The 22,394-nt window shown below is 63.0% G+C and carries 26 protein-coding genes; 13 read left to right on the top strand and 13 right to left on the bottom strand.

What is annotated here, in order from left to right; genetic code table 11:
* Positions 1-39: 39 nt before the first annotated feature.
* The 6 genes from DVK00_RS04225 to DVK00_RS04250 form a co-directional block, all read right to left on the bottom strand.
* Positions 40-615, bottom strand: coding sequence for a hypothetical protein (locus DVK00_RS04225; protein ID WP_121577314.1), 576 nt, complete (start codon positions 613-615; stop codon positions 40-42).
* Between the two features lie 90 nt (positions 616-705).
* On the bottom strand, positions 706-1,311 hold the full coding sequence (locus tag DVK00_RS04230; RefSeq protein WP_121577315.1) for an archaellin/type IV pilin N-terminal domain-containing protein: 606 nt from the start codon (positions 1,309-1,311) through the stop codon (positions 706-708).
* A 362-nt stretch (positions 1,312-1,673) separates the two neighbouring features.
* A complete protein-coding gene (locus DVK00_RS04235) occupies positions 1,674-1,949 on the bottom strand; it encodes a hypothetical protein (RefSeq protein WP_004590763.1) in 276 nt (91 codons plus the stop codon).
* Between the two features lie 83 nt (positions 1,950-2,032).
* Positions 2,033-2,368: a helix-turn-helix domain-containing protein gene (locus DVK00_RS04240; protein WP_101351019.1), complete on the bottom strand. Its 336-nt coding sequence runs from the start codon at positions 2,366-2,368 to the stop codon at positions 2,033-2,035.
* A gap of 156 nt (positions 2,369-2,524) precedes the next feature.
* Complete coding sequence (locus DVK00_RS04245; protein ID WP_101351020.1) at positions 2,525-3,250, bottom strand: ATPase domain-containing protein; 726 nt, start codon at positions 3,248-3,250, stop codon at positions 2,525-2,527.
* Positions 3,251-3,338: 88 nt separating this feature from the next.
* Positions 3,339-3,773 (bottom strand): chemotaxis protein CheW, encoded by a 435-nt coding sequence (locus tag DVK00_RS04250; RefSeq protein ID WP_101351021.1) that lies wholly within the window; start codon positions 3,771-3,773, stop codon positions 3,339-3,341.
* 170 nt (positions 3,774-3,943) lie between these two features.
* On the opposite strand from DVK00_RS04250, the gene cheB reads away from it, so the two are divergent.
* From cheB to DVK00_RS04300, 10 genes are all read left to right on the top strand, one after another.
* Positions 3,944-5,053 carry a chemotaxis-specific protein-glutamate methyltransferase CheB gene (gene cheB / locus DVK00_RS04255; protein WP_101351022.1) on the top strand — a complete coding sequence of 370 codons (1,110 nt, stop codon included), beginning with the start codon at positions 3,944-3,946 and terminating at the stop codon, positions 5,051-5,053.
* A 2-nt stretch (positions 5,054-5,055) separates the two neighbouring features.
* Positions 5,056-7,038 (top strand): chemotaxis protein CheA, encoded by a 1,983-nt coding sequence (gene cheA, locus DVK00_RS04260; RefSeq protein WP_121577316.1) that lies wholly within the window; start codon positions 5,056-5,058, stop codon positions 7,036-7,038.
* Positions 7,035-7,844 (top strand): protein-glutamate O-methyltransferase CheR, encoded by an 810-nt coding sequence (locus DVK00_RS04265; protein ID WP_121577317.1) that lies wholly within the window; start codon positions 7,035-7,037, stop codon positions 7,842-7,844. Before cheA ends, DVK00_RS04265 begins: the two co-directional genes overlap by 4 nt.
* Before the next feature lie 6 nt (positions 7,845-7,850).
* Positions 7,851-9,083: a HEAT repeat domain-containing protein gene (locus DVK00_RS04270; protein WP_121535529.1), complete on the top strand. Its 1,233-nt coding sequence runs from the start codon at positions 7,851-7,853 to the stop codon at positions 9,081-9,083.
* A gap of 59 nt (positions 9,084-9,142) precedes the next feature.
* Positions 9,143-10,006, top strand: coding sequence for a CheF family chemotaxis protein (locus tag DVK00_RS04275; RefSeq protein WP_101351026.1), 864 nt, complete (start codon positions 9,143-9,145; stop codon positions 10,004-10,006).
* A gap of 66 nt (positions 10,007-10,072) precedes the next feature.
* A complete protein-coding gene (locus DVK00_RS04280) occupies positions 10,073-10,459 on the top strand; it encodes a 30S ribosomal protein S6e (protein ID WP_053967184.1) in 387 nt (128 codons plus the stop codon).
* Positions 10,460-10,464: 5 nt separating this feature from the next.
* Entirely contained in the window at positions 10,465-10,893 is a 429-nt protein-coding gene (locus DVK00_RS04285) for a hypothetical protein (protein WP_101351027.1), read from the top strand.
* A gap of 100 nt (positions 10,894-10,993) precedes the next feature.
* Positions 10,994-11,872, top strand: a complete 879-nt coding sequence (locus DVK00_RS04290; protein WP_101351028.1) for a CheF family chemotaxis protein — start codon at positions 10,994-10,996, stop codon at positions 11,870-11,872.
* Positions 11,873-11,955: 83 nt separating this feature from the next.
* Positions 11,956-12,438, top strand: coding sequence for a hypothetical protein (locus DVK00_RS04295; RefSeq protein WP_101351029.1), 483 nt, complete (start codon positions 11,956-11,958; stop codon positions 12,436-12,438).
* Positions 12,435-14,330 carry a hypothetical protein gene (locus DVK00_RS04300; protein ID WP_121577318.1) on the top strand — a complete coding sequence of 632 codons (1,896 nt, stop codon included), beginning with the start codon at positions 12,435-12,437 and terminating at the stop codon, positions 14,328-14,330. Before DVK00_RS04295 ends, DVK00_RS04300 begins: the two co-directional genes overlap by 4 nt.
* Before the next feature lie 24 nt (positions 14,331-14,354).
* On the opposite strand, the gene DVK00_RS04305 is transcribed toward DVK00_RS04300, so the two are convergent.
* Positions 14,355-14,780, bottom strand: coding sequence for a dCTP deaminase (locus DVK00_RS04305; RefSeq protein WP_121577319.1), 426 nt, complete (start codon positions 14,778-14,780; stop codon positions 14,355-14,357).
* Positions 14,781-14,884: 104 nt separating this feature from the next.
* Between DVK00_RS04305 and DVK00_RS04310 the strand changes: the two genes are divergently transcribed.
* Entirely contained in the window at positions 14,885-15,316 is a 432-nt protein-coding gene (locus DVK00_RS04310) for a DUF5807 family protein (RefSeq protein ID WP_121577320.1), read from the top strand.
* 7 nt (positions 15,317-15,323) lie between these two features.
* Here DVK00_RS04310 and DVK00_RS04315 read toward each other — a convergent pair whose 3' ends face one another.
* From DVK00_RS04315 to DVK00_RS04335, 4 genes are all read right to left on the bottom strand, one after another.
* Positions 15,324-15,761 (bottom strand): hypothetical protein, encoded by a 438-nt coding sequence (locus DVK00_RS04315; protein ID WP_101351033.1) that lies wholly within the window; start codon positions 15,759-15,761, stop codon positions 15,324-15,326.
* A gap of 286 nt (positions 15,762-16,047) precedes the next feature.
* Positions 16,048-17,139, bottom strand: coding sequence for a DHH family phosphoesterase (locus tag DVK00_RS04320; RefSeq protein WP_101351034.1), 1,092 nt, complete (start codon positions 17,137-17,139; stop codon positions 16,048-16,050).
* 84 nt (positions 17,140-17,223) lie between these two features.
* Positions 17,224-19,533, bottom strand: coding sequence for a PAS domain S-box protein (locus DVK00_RS21580; RefSeq protein ID WP_199722441.1), 2,310 nt, complete (start codon positions 19,531-19,533; stop codon positions 17,224-17,226).
* 96 nt (positions 19,534-19,629) lie between these two features.
* Entirely contained in the window at positions 19,630-20,094 is a 465-nt protein-coding gene (locus DVK00_RS04335; RefSeq protein WP_101351036.1) for a universal stress protein, read from the bottom strand.
* 123 nt (positions 20,095-20,217) lie between these two features.
* Here DVK00_RS04335 and DVK00_RS04340 point away from each other — a divergent pair, with 123 nt between their 5' ends.
* Positions 20,218-20,652 carry a universal stress protein gene (locus DVK00_RS04340; protein ID WP_101351037.1) on the top strand — a complete coding sequence of 145 codons (435 nt, stop codon included), beginning with the start codon at positions 20,218-20,220 and terminating at the stop codon, positions 20,650-20,652.
* Here DVK00_RS04340 and DVK00_RS04345 read toward each other — a convergent pair.
* Positions 20,649-21,170, bottom strand: coding sequence for a GNAT family N-acetyltransferase (locus DVK00_RS04345; protein ID WP_101351038.1), 522 nt, complete (start codon positions 21,168-21,170; stop codon positions 20,649-20,651). The two genes, DVK00_RS04340 and DVK00_RS04345, sit on opposite strands and share 4 nt — an antisense overlap.
* Positions 21,167-21,538: a universal stress protein gene (locus tag DVK00_RS04350; RefSeq protein WP_101351039.1), complete on the bottom strand. Its 372-nt coding sequence runs from the start codon at positions 21,536-21,538 to the stop codon at positions 21,167-21,169. The genes DVK00_RS04345 and DVK00_RS04350 overlap by 4 nt, the downstream gene beginning before the upstream one ends.
* A gap of 123 nt (positions 21,539-21,661) precedes the next feature.
* On the opposite strand from DVK00_RS04350, the gene DVK00_RS04355 reads away from it, so the two are divergent.
* Positions 21,662-22,393, top strand: coding sequence for a DUF5806 family protein (locus DVK00_RS04355; RefSeq protein ID WP_101351040.1), 732 nt, complete (start codon positions 21,662-21,664; stop codon positions 22,391-22,393).
* Position 22,394 lies beyond the last annotated feature (1 nt).

Raw genomic sequence — 22,394 nt, forward strand, 5'->3', positions numbered from 1 at the left:
GCAGGTCGTTGTTTGGCAATCACGTATAGGCGGCCCGTATCAGAGTTCGGCACCGTCGGCATCTTCGACGGCCTCTAAGAGATCAGCGATGGAATCGTCCGGCGTCAATTGTGTCGACCGGACGAGCTGCTTGATGACCGCTGGCGGGTAGCGAACCGGAACGTTCGATTCCGACAGCAGAATACCCAGCACTTCTTCGACCGGTGTCGACCCGTCCATCTGCCGACCGTACCAGAGCATGAAGCTCTCGAACACAGTGACGATGTCGTTGGAAGCAAGCTGTTGCTGGTCGACGTCGCCGTCGAACTTCGCAGTCACGTCGAAGCCGTATCTGGCGTTCGAGTCGGCCATCTGTTCGGCAAGCCACTCGTGGACGTTCGCGTCGGAGAATTCAGGCGTCGACGGCTCCGGGTCTGGTGCAGGAGACGGCGGTGATTCAGACGCCGAATCCGACGAAACTTGGTTCCCGTAGGTGTCATCGGTGCGGACATCCGACGAAACAACGTAGCGACCCTCGTCGATTTCAGTGACGTGCTCGTCGTCGGCGATATCGAGCTCTTCGGGCGAAAGTACCTTGCCCTCTTCCGGATTCGGTTCGTCTGACCGCCGAGCCATAGCTACTAGTGTGTGAGGCTATCGTATAACTCCGTCGCTGGTCAGGGTGGGTGAAAAGAGAACTGCGTCAAACCGAATAGATGACCGAATTTAGAGGCTGACTGCGGAGTTACCAGACAGGGTCTCCGGAACGACCAGTCGAACGGTCGTCGTACCACCAGACTGGGTGTTCAGTCGGACAGTTGCCGTTGAACCTTCCGCAAGATTGCTGCCGCGGATGGCGGACGTATCGAACTCGAGTCGGGCTCGGTCAGACGGGTCGTTCAGCACTTGGCTCTCAGATATGGAGCCGTCGTCGTCCTGTACCTGGGTGACGCCGAAGTTTTCTCCGTCTGCCGTCCTTTCAGCACCATCCTCAACAGTCAGGTCGTACGAGCCTGAGGAGTCGACCCACTGAGCAATCGTGCTTCCGATATCGATGTTGGCTGCACCGGGGGCACGCTTGACCGTTAGGTTCACCGTACCGACACCAGTATCAGTGATGTCTTCACCGACGGCGTTGACGAGCTGCAGTCGGTTCGTCACTTGGTCACTGCTCTGTTGTCCGGTTTCCTCGGCGCTGCTCTGGAGGAAGCCAGCCGTGTTAATCAGGACGCCCGCAGCGATTGCCGCCACCAGCACCATCGCGATGAACACGATCAGGGTGCCGATACCGACCTGCCCGCGGTCGTCGTCGTTCGTTAGTTCCGTTAGCATTGTTGATCCGGGTCTGTCTGACCCTATGCAACCGTTCTTTTCGCCAGTAATAATACCTCCCCCCAAATTATACAACCTGATAATGAGGTTTTGAGGGGCTGTGAGAGGGATTTGCCTAGAGAACGCCTATCATTTGACCTGAAGAAGATAGGCAAGCCACGTCGCTTGCAAGAATCAGATTTAATCGCTTCCGTAAGTTGGTATCAGCGATGGAAATGGTCGTCTGGTGTGTAGTCGAGAGGTGTGGTACATTTGGCCTGGTTGGGGCTCGGTAGATAGAAAATGTACATCGAGACCATCGTCGACAGAGAGAGGCTCCAGTCGCAGGCTGGTCGGTCAGTTGGTGTAGCCGAAACGCGTAGTCACTCGTACGTGACGAGACTGTACATCACGAACAGATAGCCGAAGGTCGTCAACCCACTGTTGACTAACAGCAACGAGCGGACACCCTCGAAGTCGTTGATGAACGCGCTAATCATCGTCGCAGCCGCGCCCGCGATGGCGAGCGAAAACCCCACCGAGAGGTGGAGCATCGCCTGCCGAGACGTCTGGATGTATGCCCGCATGGCCATCCCCACCATTGTCAGTCCGGCGACGACGAACACCAGCGTCGATATGGCATAGAGAAGTTCTATCATCAGCACTGTACAGTGCTACAGCGAACCCATTATTAAATCCACGCTCGAAAATATCTTTCGTGATAACGTCGAGAGGAGACGTTCTACGGCTCGGATAGGGTCCGCCACGCCTCGTCGAGTTTGTTGGTCACTTCCGACCGTTCTTCGATATGGACAGTCAGTTCGTCGTCGAAGTCGACCCGGACCTCGTCGACGTTCCGCCGGTACACCTTGATACGCCGGCGGTCGTCAGAGAGGATGTTGTCGTGTAGTTCCAGGAGGTCGTGTTCGGTCAGTTCGTCGATGCGTCGGTAACACGTCGCGATGGGGATTCCGAGTTCGTCGCTGAGCTCCTGTGCGGAGACCGGTTCATCTGTCGCGTCAAGGATTTCGGCACTGTATTTATTGCCAAGCGTCTGAAGAATCTCCCCTGAATCCATCGTTATCAAATAATAAATTCAGTCGATAATAAAGCTATCGCCTGTGATATCGAGTGAAAGGGAGACAAACACGCGCTGCAGTGCGTTCGTACAGAAACGCCGTTCTATGTCGCTGTACCCGTCGTTCTACGGAGTAATAATGGCTCTATCCTATCGTTAAATTGGTGATTCTTCCTCGCTCATCATCGAGAAGGCGCTGGCGTTCTGGTGGACATCGATGCCGCCGCGGTCAATCTCCATCGGATAGATGTCAGTCTCAATGTTCTGCTTTCGCATCTTGGCGACCCAGACGTATCTGTTCACGCCGGTGTCGGTCGGGGTCTGGATGAGATAGATGTTGCCGTCAGTCAGATAATTCTCGAGTCCGATTTCGGTATCCGGGAAGACGGCCCCCTGTTCGTTGGTCATCAGCGTCGTGAGGCCGCTGTCACTGAGAATGTCGGTGAATTTCAGGAGGTAGGTCCGTTTTTCCTTTTCATTTTCGAAGAACAGTTCGAACATGGCAAGCGAATCAAGCACCAGTCGGTCGTAGTCTCCGTCTTCGAGTTCCTCCAGCAGAATATCCAGCGAGGACGTGAAGTCGTTCTCACGCAGGAGGACCTGCTTGTCGTACACCTTGATATCGCCGTTGTCGACGTGGTCCTGCCAGTTTTCGAAGCCGAGGGATTCGGCGGCCTCTCGGAGGTCCGACTCATCCTCCTCGAAAGAGAGGTAGATGCCCTTTTCGTCGTACTTTTCGACGCCGTTGTAGATGTACTGGAGACAGAGGATCGATTTCCCGGCGCCGGGGTTGCCGCTCACCAGTGTCGTCGAGTTCTTTACAATGCCGCCGTTCAGAATGTCGTCGAGGCCCTCGATCCCCGTTTTGGTTTGCTCAATCATAGTTTCGGAAGGAACTGGAAGTTGATTAGATACTTCTCTGTCGGGAATGTTAAAAAGTCTTGCTGGTGTGTCGCTAAACAGACCGGAATCAGTCACCAGCGTGGACGATGGCGGGGTCCACCCAGATAACAAAACTGTCATCTCGCTTGATGACGCCGCGAATCGAGCCCGCGTCGTTCGCAGGGGACCGGTCGACCTGCTCCGGAGTGACCTGCACTACCTGATACACCTCGTCGACGAGCCAGCCGGCCGCGCCCTGTTCTTCGACGATTTCCGGGTCAAAAACGATGATACGCTTCTCCGCACCCTCGTCCTCGATACCGAAGACGACCTTCGGGTCGACGATCGATGTCGTGCGCCCGCGAAGGTCCATGACACCACGGACGTGCGCCGGGGCGTTCGGGACGGACGTGAGCTCGCCGATGTCGACGATCTCAGTCACGTAGTCGATACTCACGCAGTACGTTTCCGATCCGAGCTGGAACTCGAGTACCTGGCCGGTGGTGGCTGACTGTGCTGCCATTGCGGTTCTTATCCACACTGTCGCAGATAGGAGCGCATAAAGGTGCCTGCTGGGCTATCAACTTTGATTACGTGGGCGGAGTATTTATTTCGGGGCCGAACGGGATTTCGAAGTAGGTATGAGGATGTCTCGTTCGCCAATGTCTCCTATCCGACGGGAGCGTTGGTGATATGGCAGATGGTGTCCGCGCGGTGGTCGCAGACGACTCTCACTTCATGCGGAGTGTCATCTCTGATATCCTCAGTGATGGCGGTATTACTGTTGTTGCGCAGGCGCGTGACGGCGAGGAGGCAGTGTCAGCCGTTGTCGAACACCAACCCGATGTCGTGACGATGGACGTCGAGATGCCGGTAATGAACGGCATCGAAGCCACGGAGCGCATCATGTCTGAGTCTCCGACACCGGTGTTGATGCTGTCGGCACACACCGACGAAAACGCCGACGTGACGTTCGAAGCGCTCGATAAGGGTGCGGTCGACTTCTTCACCAAGCCGGGTGGTGAGGTGTCGATGGAGATGTCACGGCTAAAAGACCAGCTGGTCGAGATGGTCAGCTCCGTCGCGGCGGTCGACGTTGGCGCGACGCGCAGCCACGGCGGGACAAGTAGCGACAGTGGAGCGACAGCGACAACAGCCGGCGGTTCAGCTACTGACCGGACAGAAACCGGGGGTTCGTCAGGTCAGACAGCCTCCGTTGCGAACCCGACGCTCGTTATCGGCTCCTCGACCGGCGGCCCGAAGATGGTAGAGAAGGTAATGGAGAACCTCCCCATCGAGGCAGACCTCCGGGTGCTCATCATCCAGCATATGCCGGAGGGGTTCACCGGCCGGTTCGCCGAGCGGATCAACACGCGAAGCGAGTACGAGGTCCGGGAGGCCACCGATGGGGCGCGCATCGGCGGCGGTGAGGGCCTTGTCGCCGCCGGTGACCAACATATGGAGGTCAAGAACTACCGGAACGGGCGATTGCGGACAAAGCTCACACAGGACGACCCGGTCAACAGCGTCCGTCCGGCCGTCGACGTGACGATGCGAACGGCCGCAGAGACAATCGACGACCCGCTCGTCGGGCTCATCCTCACCGGAATGGGTGAGGACGGCGCGGACGGGATTCGGCGGATCAAGCAGGCCGGTGGCAAGACCATCGCACAGGACGAGGCCACGTCCGCGGTGTACGGCATGCCAAAACGCGCCGTCGAGACGGGCTGTGTGGACACTGTCTTGCCGATCGACGACATTGCGGACGGCATCATCGACACGATTACTACTGAGGTGACCTGACAATGGACGACCAGTATCTAGACGCATTCATCCGTGAAAGTGAAGAAGCGATTACCGAACTCAACAACTCACTGCTCGAACTCGAATCCGACCCCTCCAACACGGAGGCGATGGATTCGATCTTCCGGACAGCCCACACGCTGAAAGGCAACTTCGGAGCGATGGGCTTTGACAACGCGGCGAATCTCGCGCACGCGATGGAAGACCTGCTCGACGAGATGCGCCAGGGCGAGATGGAGGTCACACCGGACCTGATGGACCTCGTCTTCGCCGGCGTCGACCAGATAGAGGTCATCGTCGGTGAGATCGAAGAGCACGGCGAATCGGAGACGGAGACCGACGAGATGGTCGACGAGCTCCGCGCCGTCCTCGAAGAGGGGGCCGCCGCCGCGGGCGGCACGGAGGCGGGAGACGACGGCGACTCGTCGGACAGCGACGAGTCGCTCACCACGGATGCGAGCGTCAGCGATGTCGACATCGATGGCGATGCCGTCGACGAGCAGGTCCTGCAGGCCGAAATCAGCGTCGGGGAGTCGGACATGCTCGGCGTCGACTCGATGCTGGCCGTCGAATCCATCGAGGAGCGATTCGACGTTCTCGATTCGAGTCCGAGCCGCGCCGATATCGAGGACGGCGAGTTCGAGGACACGTTCGTTCTGTATCTCGACGGCCCCGATGCGGCAACCGTCGACGCCGAACTCGGGACGACCGGCAAGGTCGACAACTTCGACGTGACCGACGTGACCGACGACCTGGTGAGCGACGGAGACACCGACGACGGCGATAGCGGTTCGGGCGGGGACGCAAGCGCGGACCCCGACCCCGGAGCGGAAGAGGAACACAGCGTCGACGAAATCAAGTCCGTGCGGGTCGACGTCGACCAGCTCGACGACCTCCACGGCCTCGTCGAGCAACTGGTCACGAGCCGGATCAAGCTCCGGCGAGGCGTTGAGCAGAACAACCTCGACTCGACCAGTGAGACACTAAACGAACTGGACAAGATCACGGCGAACCTCCAGAACACGGTGATGGACATGCGGCTCATCCCGTTGAAGAAAGTCGTCGGGAAGTTCCCGCGACTCGTCCGGGACCTCGCACGCGAACTCGACAAAGACATCGAGTTCGAGATCGAGGGGGAGGACATCGAACTCGATCGAACGATCCTCACCGAGATCTCGGACCCGCTGATGCACATCCTCCGAAACGCCGTCGACCACGGCATCGAACCGCCAGAGGAGCGCGAGCAGGCGGGCAAACCGCGGACCGGCCACATCACGCTCCGGGCATCCCGTGAACGCGACCACGTTATCATCGAAGTCGAAGACGACGGGGCCGGGCTCGACGTGGATGGAATCAGAGAGAAGGCCATCGAGAAAGGCGTCCGCTCGCCCGAGGAACTGGACGCGATGGACGACTCCGCGGTGTATGATCTCGTGTTCCATCCCGGCTTCTCGACGGCCGACGAAGTGACCGACACCAGCGGGCGCGGCGTCGGGATGGACGTCGTCCACGACACGGTCTCCCAGCTCGACGGGTCGGTCAGCGTCGACTCCGAACCGGGTGAGGGAACGACTGTCTCACTGCGCCTCCCGGTGACGATGGCGATCGTCAAGGTGCTGTTCGTCAAGGTCGGCGGCGAGGAGTACGGCGTCCCCATCAAGAACGTCGACGAGATTACGGGGACGGAGGAGGCAAAGCAGGTCAACGGACAGGAGGTCATCAAACACAACGACGAGATCTACCCGGTCATCCACCTCGACGACACCTTCGATATCGAAGGAGAGACGGCCAACGGCGACGGGATGCTCGTCCGCATCCGCGAGTCCGAGCGGCAGGTCGCGCTCCACTGTGATTCGGTCAACAGTCAGGAAGAGGTCGTCGTCAAGCCCCTTGAGGGCATCCTCTCGGGAACGCCCGGCCTCTCGGGCACGGCCGTGCTGGGCGACGGGAACATCGTCCACATCCTCGACGTGGTGACGCTATGAACAAAGGCAACGAGCGCACCTTCAACGACCTTGTGGAGTTCATCGGCGAAGAGATGGACTTCGAGTCGGGCTTTTACAACGACTCGTATCTCGACCGACGCATCACCGCACGGATGCGGCGGACCGACATCGAGGACTACCAGTCCTACCAGCGACTGCTGGAGCGCGACGACGGCGAGCGTGAGCAGTTGCTCGATTCGCTGTCGATCAACGTCACCGGCTTCTTCCGGAACCCGGAGGCGTGGGAGCGGTTGCGGCCTGTCCTGCAAGAACTCACGGAGAACAACCGTCGCGTGCGGCTCTGGTCGGCCCCGAGTGCCGACGGCCGCGAGCCGTATTCGGCGGCGATGCTGGCACTCGACGACCCCGAGATTGACGCCCGCCGGGTCGAGATCACGGCGACGGACATCAACGCCGACATCCTCGAAGAAGCCCGCGATGGGACGTATGCGACCTCCCAGACGACCGACATCGCAGACGAGCTGGAGCCGCTGGACGATTACACGAAGTACATCGAGCAGGACGGCAACACGTTTGAGGTTCGGGACCGGGTCAAGGAGATGGTCACGTTCGAGCAACACGACCTCATCCGGGGCGACCCCAAGCGCGATTTCGATCTGGTGTTCTGCCGGAACCTCCTCATCTACATCGACTCGGAGTTCAAGGTCCCCATCTTCGAGACGATACGCGGGTCGCTCCGCGAGGGCGGATATCTCATGATCGGCATGACCGAGACGCTGCCCGCGGAGTGTCGAGACTCCTTCGACGCGGTCGACAAACGACACCGCATCTACCGGCGTGTGTAGCGACCAATGAGCCTCTACGAACTGGAACGGGACGGCAAGGCACAGGAACTCATCCGCCTCCTCAGAGAGAGCGACAACGAGCGAGTCAAGACCCGTGCCGCGGAGCTACTGGGAAACTTCGACGACCACGACGACCGGCGCGACGTTGTCAACGCACTCGTGGACGCGGCCCAGAGCGACAGCGACGCGATCACCGGCGCGGCTATCGACTCGCTTGACGAACTCGGTGGCGACGCAATCACACAGCTCATCGGGAGTATGGCCGGCGTCGACCTCGAAGACGACGCCGCCGACTGGGTGAAGGCGAAAGCGTACATGCAGGTCCTCGACGCCGACGTACCGGAACTCCGGATGGCAGCAGCGAACGGTCTCGGAAACCTGGACCAGGCCGACGCGGTCCCGAAGCTCGCCGAGCGTTTCGAGGACCCCGACCCGCGAGTACGGGCGCGGGCGGCCCGGTCGGCCGGAAAGATCGGCGACTCGCGGGCAACGACACCGCTGGAATCGGTCCTGTCGGACCCGAAGGCCGGCGTCAGGCGCGAAGCTGCCGACGCACTGGGCAACATCGGGAACCGCCAGGCGCTTCAGGCGCTGTTGCCGCTGTACGAGGATGACGACGAGCGGGTCCGGCGTATCGCCGTCGGCGCGTTCGGGAACTTCGGCAACGACCGGCCGGTCGACTATCTCATCGAAGCACTCTCCGACGACTCGGCCGCAGTCCGTCGGACGGCCGTTTACTCGCTCATCGAGCTCCTGTCGAACGTCCCGACCGACCAGAGCCACGAGATACGGGACACCGTCGTCGAGAAGCTCTCGAACACGGACGACCGGAGCGTCGTCGTGCCGCTGGTCGAGATTCTCGAAGAGAGCACGCAGGCCGCCCAGCGTCGCAACACCGCCTGGATGCTTGGCCGAGTCACCAGTCAGGAGGAACGAGACCGCGTCATCGAATCGCTGGTCGATGCGCTCAGCGACGACGACCAGATGCTCCGGCAGTTCGCCGCCACGAGCCTCGCCGAACTCGGCGGCGACGACAACATGGTGGAGCGGCGGCTCCTCAAAATCGTGCAGGACGACGACGTCGACCCCGAGGTCCGCGGACAGGCCATCTTCACGCTCGGGAAGGTCGGGGGTGAGCGGTCCCGGAAGACGCTGGATAAACTCATCGACGAGACGGAACACGACGTAGTCCGGAAGAAGGCCTTCTCGGCTATCTCGAAGCTCGGTGGCCGCGGATGAATCAGCCGAGTGGGTTAAGACGCGGCGGGGCGTACACGAGAGCGATAGCTGGCTAACCGATGAGTGACGGAGAACACGCACTGGTCGATACGAAGGGGAAGTTCGTCCAGGTCGTCTCGGACGGGCGCAAACGCAACGACATCGAGTGGCTACCCGGTCGAATTTTGCTCTCGAACAAGCGGCTCGTCCTTGCAACCAACGACGGCAAGCGGACCATCCCGCTATCGAAGGTCAGCAGCGTCACGGCCAGCCAGATGAACCAGCCACTCGCACAGGTCGACAGCTACATCAAGGTGCAGGCTGGCCGGAACGTGACACTCATTTCGGCAAAGAAGGCCGAGGAGTTCCAGGAGAAACTGTACAGTACGCTGCTCGACCAGACCGTTGTCCTCGTCAACCACCCCGCAGTCAAGGGTGGCGTTGTTCAGGACGGCGGCTGGGAGAAGGGGCGGCTCAAGCTCGACGGCGACTGCATCAATCTGGCCATCGCCAGCGGTACGTTCGTCGAACTGGACATCGACGACGTTGGGACCGTCGAAGCCAAGGAGAAGACGATTCGGGGCGACGAGCGACCGTTGCTGGAGGTCGAACACACCATCGAGGGCACCAGCGTCGAGACCCACATCTCGGGGACGCCGCGTCACGTCTCGCTCATCGAGGGGCTCGTCCGGCAGGGCGAGCAGCGCAATATCGCCGACGACGTGGACCTCTCCGACAAAGAGACGCAGGTGCTGATGGCGCTGTACTCCGGCATCTCACCGTTCAAGATCCCGGACTTCGTCGACATGGAGATCGAGGAAGTCGAAGCCGTGTACGACAGGCTGATCGAGGCCGATATCCTCGAACCGGTCCGGACACGCCGGGAGGTACAGCTGGAGGCCCGTGGCCGCTCGATTGCGAGCGATGCGATGGCTGACCAGTAAACGAGACCGTGTGGCCGGGACGGACGGTTCGACGCGTTTTTGAAGCGCGGTTGATTGAGAACAGGTATGGCAGAATTCACGGTCGCCGTCTCCGACCCGGAGGACGGCCACACCTACCAGATCGACGTTGACGGACAGGACGCAAATCGCTTCATCGGCCGCGAGCTCGGCGACGAGGTCGACGGCGGGGCCGTCGGGCTCGACGGGTACACGCTCGAACTGACCGGCGGCTCGGACACCTCCGGCCGACCGATGCGACCTGACGTTCGCGGCGTCATGACGAAAGAGATCATGTCCGATGGCGGCGTCGGCTTCGAGCCGACCACCGACGGCGAGCGCAAGCGGATCACCGTCCGCGGCCGCGAGGTCAGCGATGACACGCGCCAGATCAACGCGAAGATCACGGCCCGCGGCAGCGACGACGTGGCCGACCTTCTCGGCGACGACGAGTAAGTCACGTGCCGGACCGCGTTCCCAGTGACCACGAAACCGTCGAGACGCATCGCGTTCCCGTCGAGTCGGTCGGCCGAACCGACCGACCGCGGGTTGTACTCCCGGACGAACTCGATTTCGACGACGGCGACACCGTCCGTCTTGCACTGGACGGCGACCGGTACCACGCTGTCGTCGAGACGAACCTCGACGGCGAGCCGGTCATCTCACACGTCGCCGACAACCGCCGCCTGGCTCGCGAACGGGACGGGACGAACCGCCTCGCGGAGTGGGTTGCTAACAGCGGTATCTCGCTCGGCGGCTCGGCGCACCTCGACGTGGTCACCGACGGAACCGAGTACGGCCTCCGGACGCCCGGCAAGCGCGTCGTCTATACAGCGACCGGCGGACCGGACGCCTCGCTGTCAGATATCGCTCGAAATCTCGATAATTGACGTCAGTGGTCCCTGTTTTCCCGAGTGAACCCGATTTTTGCTGCTGATACTCGCGCGAAACGCTCAATATCAGTGCTGATGTACATCAGGTAACGGACGAATGTCGGAATCAGTGATCGCGGATTTCGTCGGCAAATTCAATTCCGAAGTGGCCGGTCGGGGCGACCCAATCAAGGGTCGGATCGTCCTCTCCCAGAAGCGGCTGGTGCTGGCCGCGAGCGAAGACGACAAGCTGACGATCCCACTGGATTCGATTTTCGATATCGCCATCGGGCAGGTCCCGCCCGACCTGGGCGATTTCTTCGACTCGACGGTGACCATTGCCTTCGAGCGAAAAGGGAAGCGACTCGTCGCAGCCATCGAAGCTGGCGACGAAAAAATCGAGAAGTTTGGGACGGTGCTGTTCAAGGCGATCATCAACGGCACCGAAACGACGGTCAAAGAGCGCGCCCGCGTCGGTGGTCGCGTCACCGACGAGGCGTTCAAGACGGCGAAGCTGTTTCTCACGCCCGGTAACGTCGAGTTCCGGCGCAGCGACGGGTCGTTCGCTGTCGACCTCAAGACGGTGTCGGACTTCGACCGGAACACGCGGGAAATTAACGGCAAGAGCCGGCCGGTACTGACAGTCCGGCATATGAAAGACGGCACGGCCATGACGACGCTGGCTGCGATGGCGTCGAACCGAAAGATGTCCATCCTCGGGCGCTATCTCCGCCGCGAGTACGCCGAGCTCATGGAGGAGCTCAAAGACGTCGAGCTCACGAAGGACAAGAAGGAGGTGCTGGTCGCCATGTACTCGACCGGCGAGATGGACGGGATGCCGTTGGCGAGTATTCTCGGCAAAGATTCCTCACAGGTGTCGATGATTCTTCAGGACCTCTCCGCCGATGGACTCGTACAGGACGGCTCTGACGGCCCGACGCTTACGCCAACTGGCAAGATCGTCGCCAGCCGCCACCTCGAAGACGTGAACGCCTGACTGCTTGTCTCCGAGCCGCGTTATCCAAAGCGATAATCACTACCGTAGAGTCAAATACGACGGTAGTCAATGTCGGGTACGCCATGACTGAGTGGGTGGTGCCGGCCACGTTCGCGCTCTTCGTGTCTATTCTCGCCGTCGCGTCGGGACCACTCGTTGGCGCGGTGGACGTCACACAGGAGGGACCGCCGGTGGGTGACGGAAGCACCGCCGTGACCGTCGGTTCTGTGCCGACCGAACAGGTTACCCTCGAACGGGGACGGTTCGGGTCCGGCCGGTACCATCTGGACGCACCGCCAGCAGTGCTGACCGTAGATCGTGTCGCTGGGAACCCAGCCGTCAGGTACACCATCGACATTCCGTCGCTGTGGATCACCGCGACGAGCCGGTACGAGCTGGCCGGGACCGAAGGGACGCGGATGGGACTCCGGCCGAAGCCCATCGGCATCAGTCCACAACGGATCAACCGGGGTAGCTACGACGCGGTTCTGACAATATGGATCCGGGAAGGCGACAGGGAGCGCCAGATCACAGTGAAGCAAATAACAATCGAGGTCCAGCAATGAGCGTCCGCGAGCGGTTCACGCCTGACACCGGCGTCGATACCGACACCTTCGGGGTCGCAGTGCTCCGTGTGGCATTCGGGAACTACATCGGGGCAACACTCTGTCTCGCTGCGCTCGCGTGGTTCGGACTCTACTGGCGGCTCGGGTTCTTCTCGAACGACCAGTTCACGTTCGCGAATACGCTCGTCGGCGTCGCCGACGGCCACCTGTTCATCGATCGGGCAGTGTACGGCCCCGCGTCCGGGGCCTCACCGGGAACGTACCTCGTCGACGGCCGCGTGTACGGCCGGAACTACGGCATTGTGGTCGTCTCCGCCGCCTGGCTGCTTGCACTCGAAGCCGTCTCGTTGGTGGCGGATGTCCGGGTCGTAGTGGTTGGTCTCTGGTCGTTCGTCGTCATTGGAGCGGCGGCCGGTGCCGGCGTCTGGCTTGACCGACGACGGCTATGTATCCTAATCGGGACCGCCGTCGGAGCCGTCGCCTTCGTCGGTAACCTACTCGTTGCGACGCCGCTGTCGCCGTACTGGTACCCGCTACTGGCGCTGCAGTGTACGACGGCGCTGGCAGCGGCGTTCACTACCGTCGTCCTCTATCGGCTGGTCAGTCGTCTGTACACCGACCGGCTGGGCGTGGTTGCCGGGCTGACGGCCGCGTTCGCGACGCCGATAGGGTTCTGGGCGAGCCTGCCGAAGCGCCACAGCGTCACCGCGCTGTTTGTGGTCTGTGTGCTCTACACTCTCTACCGAAGCCGGGAGGCTGCGTCCGCGACCGTCGCCAGACGCTTCAGGGCGCTCACCTACGCTTGGGTTGGCCCCGTGACGTGGGTTCACGCACCCGAGGGGTTCTTCTTGCTGGTGGCCATCGCGGCCGTCGACCTGCCGACCGCCCGGTCCAACGACCCCCGGGAGCTGCTGGTGGTCGGACTCACCTTGTCTGTCTCGCTGGTCCCGTTTTTCCTGACGAACCTGGCCATCTCCGGCGAGCCGCTGCAACCACCCCGGCTACTGCCAGAATACAGCGGTGACGTGCTCAGCGGCGACGGCGGAGCGGGCGTGACGGCCGGGAGCGACGCCAACAGCGGGCAGTCCGGTTCCGGCAGCAGCGTGCTGTCGCGAATTCTCGGCCAGTTCGGCGCGTCCTACGCCGTCCTACTTGCCCCCGAACGGATGGGTCGAATATTCATTCGACACGGGTACACCGACAGTCTGTTGCCGCCACAGGACGCCGCGGTAAATCTCAGTGTCCTCGAATCGATGCCGCTGCTCGGTGCCGTCGTGGTCTATCCCCTGCTCGCCGCCCGTCGACTCGCTCGCGGGGCCAGTCTCCGGCGGCCACGTCTCGCCGGACAGACGGCCCCTGTTACTGTCGTCGATGCGTTCACCGTGGTGTACGTCCTGTTGTTACTCGGGCTGGCGCTCACGACACTCCCGCTACACCATATGTTCACGATGCGGTATCTCCACCCGCTCTACGCAGTCGGCGTCTACTGGATGATACGGATACCGGTAGTTCGGCGCGCCCTCGAAACCGCCGGGCGGTCGGCCGTGGTCGGCTTCGGTACTGCGGTCCTGGCCGGCGTCCCGCTCTATCTCAGCGCGATTGCGGTCGGTGATCTAGTCCTCGGCGAGGCCGTCCAGCTGTACGCGCTCACCGCGCTGACGGTCGCTGCCGTCGTCGGGTTCTGGGTACTCCTCGACACAGCCGTCGGCGGGTTCGAGTCAACCGGAGCTGCCGTTCTCGGTGCCGCGGCTGGGCTGACAGCGGTCTATCTCCTCATCTCCGGTGTCACGCTGTTCCCCGATACTGGTGACTTTCTCCTCCCGCTCTCGCGGGCCGTGAGCGAACGGTTTCACTTTATGCGGCTGTACGGAAGCACGCCGTCGTACTGGTAGAAGCAGCAGTCGGGACCGGATGGGTCACTGCTCGTCTGCCGCCACAATCGTGCTGACTCGGGCGTTTTCCTTGAGCTTCAGCCCTGCGCCGCCGACCGACAGCGGCACGCGCGAAAGCGTGTCAACGTGCAGCGTCGGATGGGTCGCCCCGCGTTCGAGCAGTTCCGTCCGCGGCTGGAGCGTCACCGTCGCCTCGCCGGTCAGCGATTCGTTGTACTCAACGAGGTACTGGCCACCCCGTAGCGTCCACCACTCGTAGTCGTCAGCCGGGTCTCGTTTCTCGCTCGAATGGGGCGCGACGCCGGCCGTTTCGAGTTCGCCGCCGCCGAAGTCGATGCGCCCCGGTTCGACGATTTCGTACACCGAGGCCACTGTCAGGTCGAACCCCTGGCCCTCGGTCTGGGTCGGTTCGTGGACGATGTCCGTGACGTACTCCGCGAAGTCGGTCATGTGTGACTGTATGCCGTGAGTGTGCCTAAAAGTGAGGCTACGACGGGGCGGTGGCCTGCGGGAGGAACGCGGCACTTTTGCCCGGCGAGTGACTCCCTGTCTGCATGACCAAACACACGGAGTTTCTGGCGGGCGAGCGGCCCGAAGACGTGCTCTTCTTCCTCCACGAGGACGCCGTCTCGAACCCCGGCGCGCTGGCAGAGTACGCCGACGAGGTCGAGGACGGCCACGTCCTCGTCCTGCCGGGCGAGGACGGCCGGAACGCGTTCCAGTCGGCGACCGGTATCGACCCGATGGGGCTTGCCCAGCAGGCGATGGGCACCGAGGGCGACATCAGCGACGACCTGACCGGCGCGGTCTGTCCGGTCAGCGAGGAGGAACCGGACGTCGACCACACCACCCGCTTTGTCTTCGCCTTCGCCGAGGAACAGAACGAGGACGTGGGCGGCCTCTACGCCGAGGGCGACGTGATTCACGCCTACGCGGTGTGTGCCTGCGGGGAACGGTACAGCGACAAGTGGGTCGTCGGGGAGTAGCCGGCAGTTACAGCAGGAACGGTTCGGCCAGCCGGACGAGCAGTGCCTTGGGCAGGCCGGTCACGGGGCCGCCGTCGTGTGAGTACGGCACCCCGACCTCGTCGCGGGTGACGCCGTGGCGGAGGTGCTGGATACCGTCGAGGAGGAACCAGCCGCCGAGCAGCGCCCCGGGGACGACGACCCACGTTGGGCCGGCGGCCGCGGCCGTGTACGCCACGAAACCGAAGACGAGCAGTCCGAACACCACGTGGTCGGCGTAGTCGCCGACAACGACCTGCGCGGAGTCGGCGGCGAGCCAGACACAGAAGGCCATCGCGGCCACGGCCGTTGCGTACCGTATCGAGCCATCGAGGACCAGCAGCGTCGCGCCGACGGCGACGGCGCTTCCGAGTCGCCGTCGCAGGGCCGTCTCGCGTACGATTCGCGTGTGGAGGGACTCGGGCATCACCCGGCAGTGACGGCGGAGAGATAAATCAACGTTGCGTCGGGCAAGACTCACCGGCACTTCGCTCGCGGGTCCGCCTGTCGGGTTCTACCGACTCAGCGCTCGGTGTCGACGCCTTCCGCTTCTTCCTCCGGTAGCCGTCGGAACGCGTCCACGATGGCCTGCTTCGCCACCGCGCCCTGTGTCGTCCGAGTCCACCTTTTTCCCGCTCGGGTGGCCTCCGGCCACCACTCGCGGCAAAAACGTGGGCGAAAAAGGCCGCGCTCTCTCGATGTTCGAGCGCGGTTCAGCGGTCGGTGTCTACGCCTTCTTCCCCTTCCTCGGGAAGCCGTCGGAACGCGTCCACGATGGCCTGCTTCGCCACCGCGCCCTGTGTCGTCCAGTGGTGAGCGTAGTCCATCATGTCGTCGTAGATGTCGGGCTTACAGCCCGCGGCCTTCGGGTGGCCGCCGCCGTTGACCTGCTGGGCGACCTCGTGGGCGCGCTCGAAGTTCTCCGTGCCGCGGATGGAGGCGGAGCCGGCGGGCTTGACGATGACGGCGGCGTCGGCCCCCTGCTCGCGCAGGGCCTCGGCGACCTCGTTCTGTGAACAGCGGCCGTAGGTGACGCCGACCGTCCACTCGCCGACCTCGCGGAGTTCCGCCCGCTCGACGGCCTTCTCGATGAGCGCCTCTTTTTCAACGCGCTTCTCGTCGAGGAAGTCGTGGTACTCCGGAGAGAGGTCGGGGCCGTGGTCGCGGACTGCCTCGATGTACTCCTCGGGTTCGCTCCAGTACGAGAGGTCCGCGAGGTCGTCGCTTCGGGGGTCGTCCCGTATCCAGAGGTCGTGGTCGCGGGTGACGGCGGCGAGGTCGGCCCACTGGTCGTCGAAGTCGTAGTCGAGCTCCGACAGCGCCACGTCGGCAGTACACACCTCGTCGGAGTCGCCGACGGTGCGTTCGACACCAGCCGCATCCACGTCGTCTGCGAGGTCATCGGGCCACTGGTGGTGGTCGAACCAGACGACCCGCTGGGCGGTGTCGACCAGCGAGCCGAGCGGGGCGATGTCGGACTCGCGGTCGGGACAGAGGTCACAGACGAAGACGGTCGCGCCGGGGTCGGCGTACTCGGCGGTCCATTCGAGCGCCTCCGTGAGTTCGTGCGGGCCGGCGGGCAGCAGTGCGCCCTCACCGTGTGCCTCACGAATCAGTGCAGTACAGGCCAGCCCGTCGGCGTCCGGGTCGGCGATAACGATGACGCCAGCGTCGTCCAGCGTCTCGGCGGCTTCGGCCTCGGCCTGCTCTTCCTCGTAGGAATCCGGAATAAAGAACCCCTCACCGGGGAGTACGGATTTGCGGCCGATAGAGAGGCGGTCGTCGTCGATGAGCCAATCGTCCATGCCCCAGCAAGCGGACGTGGCGTCAAGAAGCCGTCGGGTTCGACCGTGACAGGACGCTGCCACGGCGGTGTGTCGGCGCGTCGGTCACGCCGTCTCGACACCGTGGAATTCGAACCGTGCGCCGCCGGACTCGCTGTCGGTCACGGTGACCGTCCACCCGTGGGCGTCGGCGATCTGCTCGACGATTCGAAGCCCGAACCCGGTTCCGTTCACGGCAGTCGAGTGGCCTGCCTCGAAAACCTCGTCGCGCTCCTCTGGCGGTATTCCGGGGCCGGTGTCCTCGACGTAGAACCCGCCCGCAAGCGCACCGACGGTCACCGTCAGGTCGTTTGCGTTCCCGTCTGTGTCGTCCGACGACATCGCCGACTGGGGGCGTGCGTGTTCGACGGCGTTCCGAGCGAGGTTTTCGAGGAGCTGTTCGAGCCGGCTCCGGTCGGCCACGACCGTCTGTTCGGTCCGGACCGAAAGCGTCGCGTCGCCGGTCGGGACGTTCCGCCAGCACCCCTCGGCGAGTGCCCCGAGGTCGAGCGCCTCCGTCTCGGTGACCTCGTCGCCGCTGCTGGCGAGCGTCAGCAGGTCGTCGATGAGCCGGTGGCTCCGCTCGATTGCCGCGGCGACGTCGTCGAGGTGGTCGCTGTCAGACTCGGTCCGGGCCAGTTCGAGCCGCCCCTGGGCGACGTTCAGCGGGTTCCGGAGGTCGTGGCTGACAACGCCAGCGAACTCCCGGAGGCGTTCGTTCTGGCGTTCGAGCGCCTGCTGGCGCTCTCGCCGCTCGGTAATATCTTCCGAGACCGCCAGCCCGGAGATGACCTCGCCGTCGTCGTCCCGGACGGGCAGCGTCTGCACCTGATACTGCCTGTCCTGGTACTGCTGTTCGAACCGGTGGGAGCGGCCGTCCAGCGCCTCGCGGTAGTAGTGTTCGAGTTCGTCGGCAATCGCCTCGGGGAACAGGTCGTGTGCCGTCGCTCCCTCGAAGTCGGCAGATGTGAGGCCGACAGACGAAAGTTCACCGCCGCCAGCAACGGTGTACCGGCAGTCGCGGTCAAAGAGGAACACACCCATCTCGGGGAGGTTCTCGATAAGCGTCTCGTACTGCGCTTTGAGTCGCTGGAGGCGGCGCTCGCGTTTCGTCCGCTCGGTTACGTCCCGCACGAGTCCCTGTACGAACCGAACGGATCCGTCGTGCGTGACCGGGCTGGCGCTGACCTCAACATCAATCAAGTCTCCGTCGGCGTCGATAAGACGCAGTTCGAATTCGCGGACGGTTTCGCCGGCCGCGACCCGAGAGAACCCGTCGAACGCCGTTTCCATGCTCTCGTCCGGAACGTATGTCTGGAATGGAGTGTCGACGAGGTCCTCGGGGGCGTAGCCGAGCAGCGATTCGATGACCGGGGAGACGTAGGTGAATACGCCGTCGGTGTCCAGACGGAATATCGTGTCGGGGCTGACCTCCGCTATCTCGCGGAACCGGCGCTCGCTCTCGCGTCGGCGCTGCTCGGACCGCTGGCGCTGGATAGCGGTCCCCAGCAGGTTGGCGACGTTCTGGACGAACGTCACGTCGTCGTCGGTGAACGTGATCTGGTCGGTCGAGTGAGTGCCGAAGACGCCCCACGGGTCGTCGGTCTCGCCAATGACGACGCTGATACCGCTCACGACGCCGTGGTCCAGTAACAGCGGCGGGCCGCGGAAGCGATCTTCTGTGCGCAGGTCCTCGACGACGACCGGGCCGCCGACCTGAAGCGTATGCCCGGCCTGGGACTCCTCGTCGGCCCCGACGGCCGCGTTCCCGACCAGTCCGTCCTGCCAACCGACGCCGGCCTGCAACAGGAAGTCGTCGCTGTCGGAGCGGTATTCGAGCACCTTGGAGTACTCCGTGCCGAGGGCGTCCGACACGAGTGCCACTGTCTCCTCGAACAGCGTCTGTAGCCCACAGCCGGAGAGGGCAGACTCTCCCAACGCCGCCAGGACCGACTGCTGTTCGATACGTGACTCCAGCCCCGCCTCCGCGCGGTGTTGCGCGACGAGGTTCTGGATTCGGTTCGCGAGCAAGGTGTACCGCTCGGTGCCGCGTCCCTTCTGGAGGTAATCGCTGACACCCTTGGAGACAGCCTCGCTGGCGACCTCCTCGCTTCCCTTCCCGGTGAATAGAACGAACGGCAGGTCCGGATACTCCGCCCGGACGGCCTCCAGAAACTCGATACCGTTCGTCTCAGGCATATCGTAGTCCGAAACCACACAGTCGAACGACGCCTCGGCGAGACGCGCGAGCCCCTCGCTCACGTTCGCCGCCGTCTCGACACTGAAGCCGTCGCCCACGCGTTCCAGAAACGTGGCGGCTACCTCAGCGAACTCCGGGTCGTCGTCGACGTGGAGTACGCGGACTTGCCGATGCATCTCAGCATTTATACGCGGCAGATAACAATAACCTTACTGTCAAATATTCTGTCGATCGGACGGTGTGGCCTATGCCGTGGCGCTTCGAGCAGCGCGTCAGACCTCGGTTCGCTCGGGATTCGGCTCGCCTTCGAGCTGACGGACCGTCAGCACCGGCATCGGGGCCTCCCGCACGAGTTCTTCGGCGACGCTCCCCAGCAGGTACCCGTGTTCACCGTGGCGGCCGCGGGTCCCGCTGACGATGACATCTGCGTCGTGTTCCACCGCGTACTTGGAGATTTCGTCGGCCGGGTCGCCCTCACGGACGGCAGTGACGAGCTCCTCGTCTGCCTCGGCGTCAGCGGCCTCCAGAATAAACGAGAGGGCGCGGCCGCCAGTGGTCGCCAGCGCGCGCTCCAGCGCCTCGCGAACCTCTTCGGGAGTCGTCTCAACCTCGCCGGTGTCGACGACGTACAGCCCGTGGACAGTTGCGTCGAAGCGCGCCGCCAGGTCCAGCGCCGCTTCGACGGCCCGCTCTGCGCTGCCGGAGCCGTCCGTGGCGATGACCACCGTATCGAACATACACCACGCATCGAAGCCGCGACTAAATACACTGTTGGTCACGGCGAGGGACGCTCCGGATGCCACTGCGGGGTGGCGCGAACCTCGGTGGATTTTTGCCGGCCGGGGTCACAGTGGCGAGTGATGGACATCGACCTCGTACTCGCGCCGGTCGACGGCAGCGACCAGTCGGAACGAGCGGCCGAGTACGCGATCGCCGTCGCGGAGCGGTATGACGCCGATCTCCACCTGCTGTTCGTCATCGACGAACGGCTCCACCGGGATATCGACAGCGGCAACGTGAGCGCGACCGCGATCGCCGAGGAGCATCGAGCGTTCACTGAGAGCATCCGAGAGCGGTTCCGCGACGCCCACGACGGTGCGTTCGAAACGTCGTCCGCGACCGCGTTCTCGGAGACGCGACTGATGCAAACACCGGGCAGTGTCGTCCTCGACGTGGCAGAGGACGTCAACGCGGATTTCATCGTCGTCCCGCGCGAGGAGGGAAGCGAAGAGGCCGTCGGGCGCGCGGCGACCTACGTCATCGAGTACGCCAGCCAGCCGGTCCTTACAGTTTAAAGCCGGATCGCCATCTCTATCTCGAAGCTCTCGGCGCTACTGATCTCGAACCCGACCTTCTCGTACAGCGATATCGCCGGGTCGTTCCACCGCTCGACGGTGAGCCAGACGTGGTCGATACCTTCGGCCTGGCCGTACCCCAGCAGCGTCTCGACCAGTGCCGTTCCGATACCAGCGCCCTGGTAGCTCTGTAACACGAAGATAGCGAGTTCGTGCTCGTCCTCGTTGTCCGGGACCAGCGTCGCGTGGCCGGCAACAGTGTCATCGTGTTTGGCGACGACGTTGACACAGTCGCCGTCGAGAATCGTTTCGAGCCACTCGCGGATAGCTTCCTCTTTGACCGGCGGGATACCCTGCGCCCGGTCGGCGGGGTCGAAGTCGAGATACATCTCGACGAGACTCTGCGTGTCGGCGTCGTCGGCAGGGATGACGTCGATGGAACGGTCCTCACGGTCGGTGAGCGTCCGCGGTGGCTGTGGGAACGCTTCGGCGGATTCGTCTGGGTACGTGCGAGTCATCGGATGAGAGTCACCGGCGTCTGTGCGTTCAGGAGGACGAACTCGACGATGGGGCCGAGCTGTATCTTCCCGAGCGGCGAGCGACCGCCGCCACCGAGGACGATTCTATCGAACCCCTCGCTCTCGGCGATGTTCACCAGCTCACTTCCAGGAGAAGTGCCTTCGACGCGTCGAAGCGCCGGTTCGAGCCCGCTTTCGTCGATGTGCTCCTGTATCCGCTGCTGGACCGCCTCGATATCGGCGTCGTTGTCTTCGTTTTCGAAGACAGCGACAGTCAGCTCGTCACCTGTTTCGGCGACGCGTTCGAGTGTTTCGGTCAGTGCCTGGTAGGACAGGTCGCTGCCCCCGACACCGAGCAGTATTTTCATACTCGGGCCATGTATGGGAGCGGTAAAAAAGCCACCCGGCTGAACTGTTGGAAGAAGACAACGACAGCGGGACGGCGGCGATACGGCGATACCCTTTTTCGCCGCGGGCACGCATGCTCGGCTATGACTGAGGGCGCACCGCCGGACGAGACGGATGTCGAGGCGGCAGACGATGGCTCGGCCGGCCACCAGCCGGGCGAGGCGGCGGCCGCGGACGACGGGGCCGACGATGGCGACACCACGGGAAGCAGCCCCACCGAGTCGGCCACTGAAGAGTCAGACCCGTCCGATCAAGGCAGCGAGACGCCGGTGTCGGAAGCCGGTGACATCCCGTCGGACGTACAGAAGTACGACCGATTCAAGAAAATTGAGGGCGGGACCTACGACCGCGCAAACGACTTTCTCCGGGACCGGACGTACATCACCGCCCGTGAGTGGGCTATCGCCCGTCTCTGTGCCGATTTCCGGACCGAAACGGGCGTCGAGATGACGAAGATCGGAGAGAACCTCCCCGAACTCGTCCCGTTCATGACGGACACGTACACCCCACAGGCTGTCAATCAGGCCCGCGCGGCCTTCGAGGACAAGGTCCGGAAGGCCGGGGCGACGTTCCTCTACGGTGCGATGTGTGACTTCTTCACCGCTGAGGACCTCGACGACGTGATGTACGAGGCGACCGAGGTCGCGAAGTTCCTCCTCGAAGTTGAGGGCGTCGACCTCGCCGTCGAGGACGAGATGGAGGCTGAAGACCGGATTTCCTCGGTGATGCGGGAAGTCCGCGAGCAGTCGGCGGCGCTGCGACACGACGAGGTGTGTTGTCCGGAGTGTGGCAATGAGTTCCAGGTCGACGAGTAGG

Source organism: Haloarcula sp. Atlit-47R, assembly GCF_003665985.1.
GTDB lineage: Archaea > Halobacteriota > Halobacteria > Halobacteriales > Haloarculaceae > Haloarcula > Haloarcula taiwanensis.

What these genes read in the sequence shown, in the direction of transcription:
- DVK00_RS04270 (WP_121535529.1), top strand. Translation starts at nt 7,851, where the DNA reads ATGAGCCTCTACGAACTGGAACGGGACGGCAAGGCACAGGAACTCATC.
- DVK00_RS04320 (WP_101351034.1), bottom strand. Translation starts at nt 17,139, where the DNA reads ATGGACGATTGGCTCATCGACGACGACCGCCTCTCTATCGGCCGCAAA.
- DVK00_RS04235 (WP_004590763.1), bottom strand. Translation starts at nt 1,949, where the DNA reads ATGATAGAACTTCTCTATGCCATATCGACGCTGGTGTTCGTCGTCGCC.
- DVK00_RS04345 (WP_101351038.1), bottom strand. Translation starts at nt 21,170, where the DNA reads ATGACTCGCACGTACCCAGACGAATCCGCCGAAGCGTTCCCACAGCCA.
- DVK00_RS04240 (WP_101351019.1), bottom strand. Translation starts at nt 2,368, where the DNA reads ATGGATTCAGGGGAGATTCTTCAGACGCTTGGCAATAAATACAGTGCC.
- DVK00_RS21580 (WP_199722441.1), bottom strand. Translation starts at nt 19,533, where the DNA reads ATGCATCGGCAAGTCCGCGTACTCCACGTCGACGACGACCCGGAGTTC.
- DVK00_RS04295 (WP_101351029.1), top strand. Translation starts at nt 11,956, where the DNA reads ATGACTGAGTGGGTGGTGCCGGCCACGTTCGCGCTCTTCGTGTCTATT.
- cheA (WP_121577316.1), top strand. Translation starts at nt 5,056, where the DNA reads ATGGACGACCAGTATCTAGACGCATTCATCCGTGAAAGTGAAGAAGCG.
- DVK00_RS04300 (WP_121577318.1), top strand. Translation starts at nt 12,435, where the DNA reads ATGAGCGTCCGCGAGCGGTTCACGCCTGACACCGGCGTCGATACCGAC.
- cheB (WP_101351022.1), top strand. Translation starts at nt 3,944, where the DNA reads ATGGCAGATGGTGTCCGCGCGGTGGTCGCAGACGACTCTCACTTCATG.
- DVK00_RS04340 (WP_101351037.1), top strand. Translation starts at nt 20,218, where the DNA reads ATGGACATCGACCTCGTACTCGCGCCGGTCGACGGCAGCGACCAGTCG.
- DVK00_RS04225 (WP_121577314.1), bottom strand. Translation starts at nt 615, where the DNA reads ATGGCTCGGCGGTCAGACGAACCGAATCCGGAAGAGGGCAAGGTACTT.
- DVK00_RS04305 (WP_121577319.1), bottom strand. Translation starts at nt 14,780, where the DNA reads ATGACCGACTTCGCGGAGTACGTCACGGACATCGTCCACGAACCGACC.
- DVK00_RS04290 (WP_101351028.1), top strand. Translation starts at nt 10,994, where the DNA reads ATGTCGGAATCAGTGATCGCGGATTTCGTCGGCAAATTCAATTCCGAA.
- DVK00_RS04275 (WP_101351026.1), top strand. Translation starts at nt 9,143, where the DNA reads ATGAGTGACGGAGAACACGCACTGGTCGATACGAAGGGGAAGTTCGTC.
- DVK00_RS04355 (WP_101351040.1), top strand. Translation starts at nt 21,662, where the DNA reads ATGACTGAGGGCGCACCGCCGGACGAGACGGATGTCGAGGCGGCAGAC.
- DVK00_RS04245 (WP_101351020.1), bottom strand. Translation starts at nt 3,250, where the DNA reads ATGATTGAGCAAACCAAAACGGGGATCGAGGGCCTCGACGACATTCTG.
- DVK00_RS04335 (WP_101351036.1), bottom strand. Translation starts at nt 20,094, where the DNA reads ATGTTCGATACGGTGGTCATCGCCACGGACGGCTCCGGCAGCGCAGAG.
- DVK00_RS04265 (WP_121577317.1), top strand. Translation starts at nt 7,035, where the DNA reads ATGAACAAAGGCAACGAGCGCACCTTCAACGACCTTGTGGAGTTCATC.
- DVK00_RS04250 (WP_101351021.1), bottom strand. Translation starts at nt 3,773, where the DNA reads ATGGCAGCACAGTCAGCCACCACCGGCCAGGTACTCGAGTTCCAGCTC.
- DVK00_RS04230 (WP_121577315.1), bottom strand. Translation starts at nt 1,311, where the DNA reads ATGCTAACGGAACTAACGAACGACGACGACCGCGGGCAGGTCGGTATC.
- DVK00_RS04310 (WP_121577320.1), top strand. Translation starts at nt 14,885, where the DNA reads ATGACCAAACACACGGAGTTTCTGGCGGGCGAGCGGCCCGAAGACGTG.
- DVK00_RS04315 (WP_101351033.1), bottom strand. Translation starts at nt 15,761, where the DNA reads ATGCCCGAGTCCCTCCACACGCGAATCGTACGCGAGACGGCCCTGCGA.
- DVK00_RS04280 (WP_053967184.1), top strand. Translation starts at nt 10,073, where the DNA reads ATGGCAGAATTCACGGTCGCCGTCTCCGACCCGGAGGACGGCCACACC.
- DVK00_RS04350 (WP_101351039.1), bottom strand. Translation starts at nt 21,538, where the DNA reads ATGAAAATACTGCTCGGTGTCGGGGGCAGCGACCTGTCCTACCAGGCA.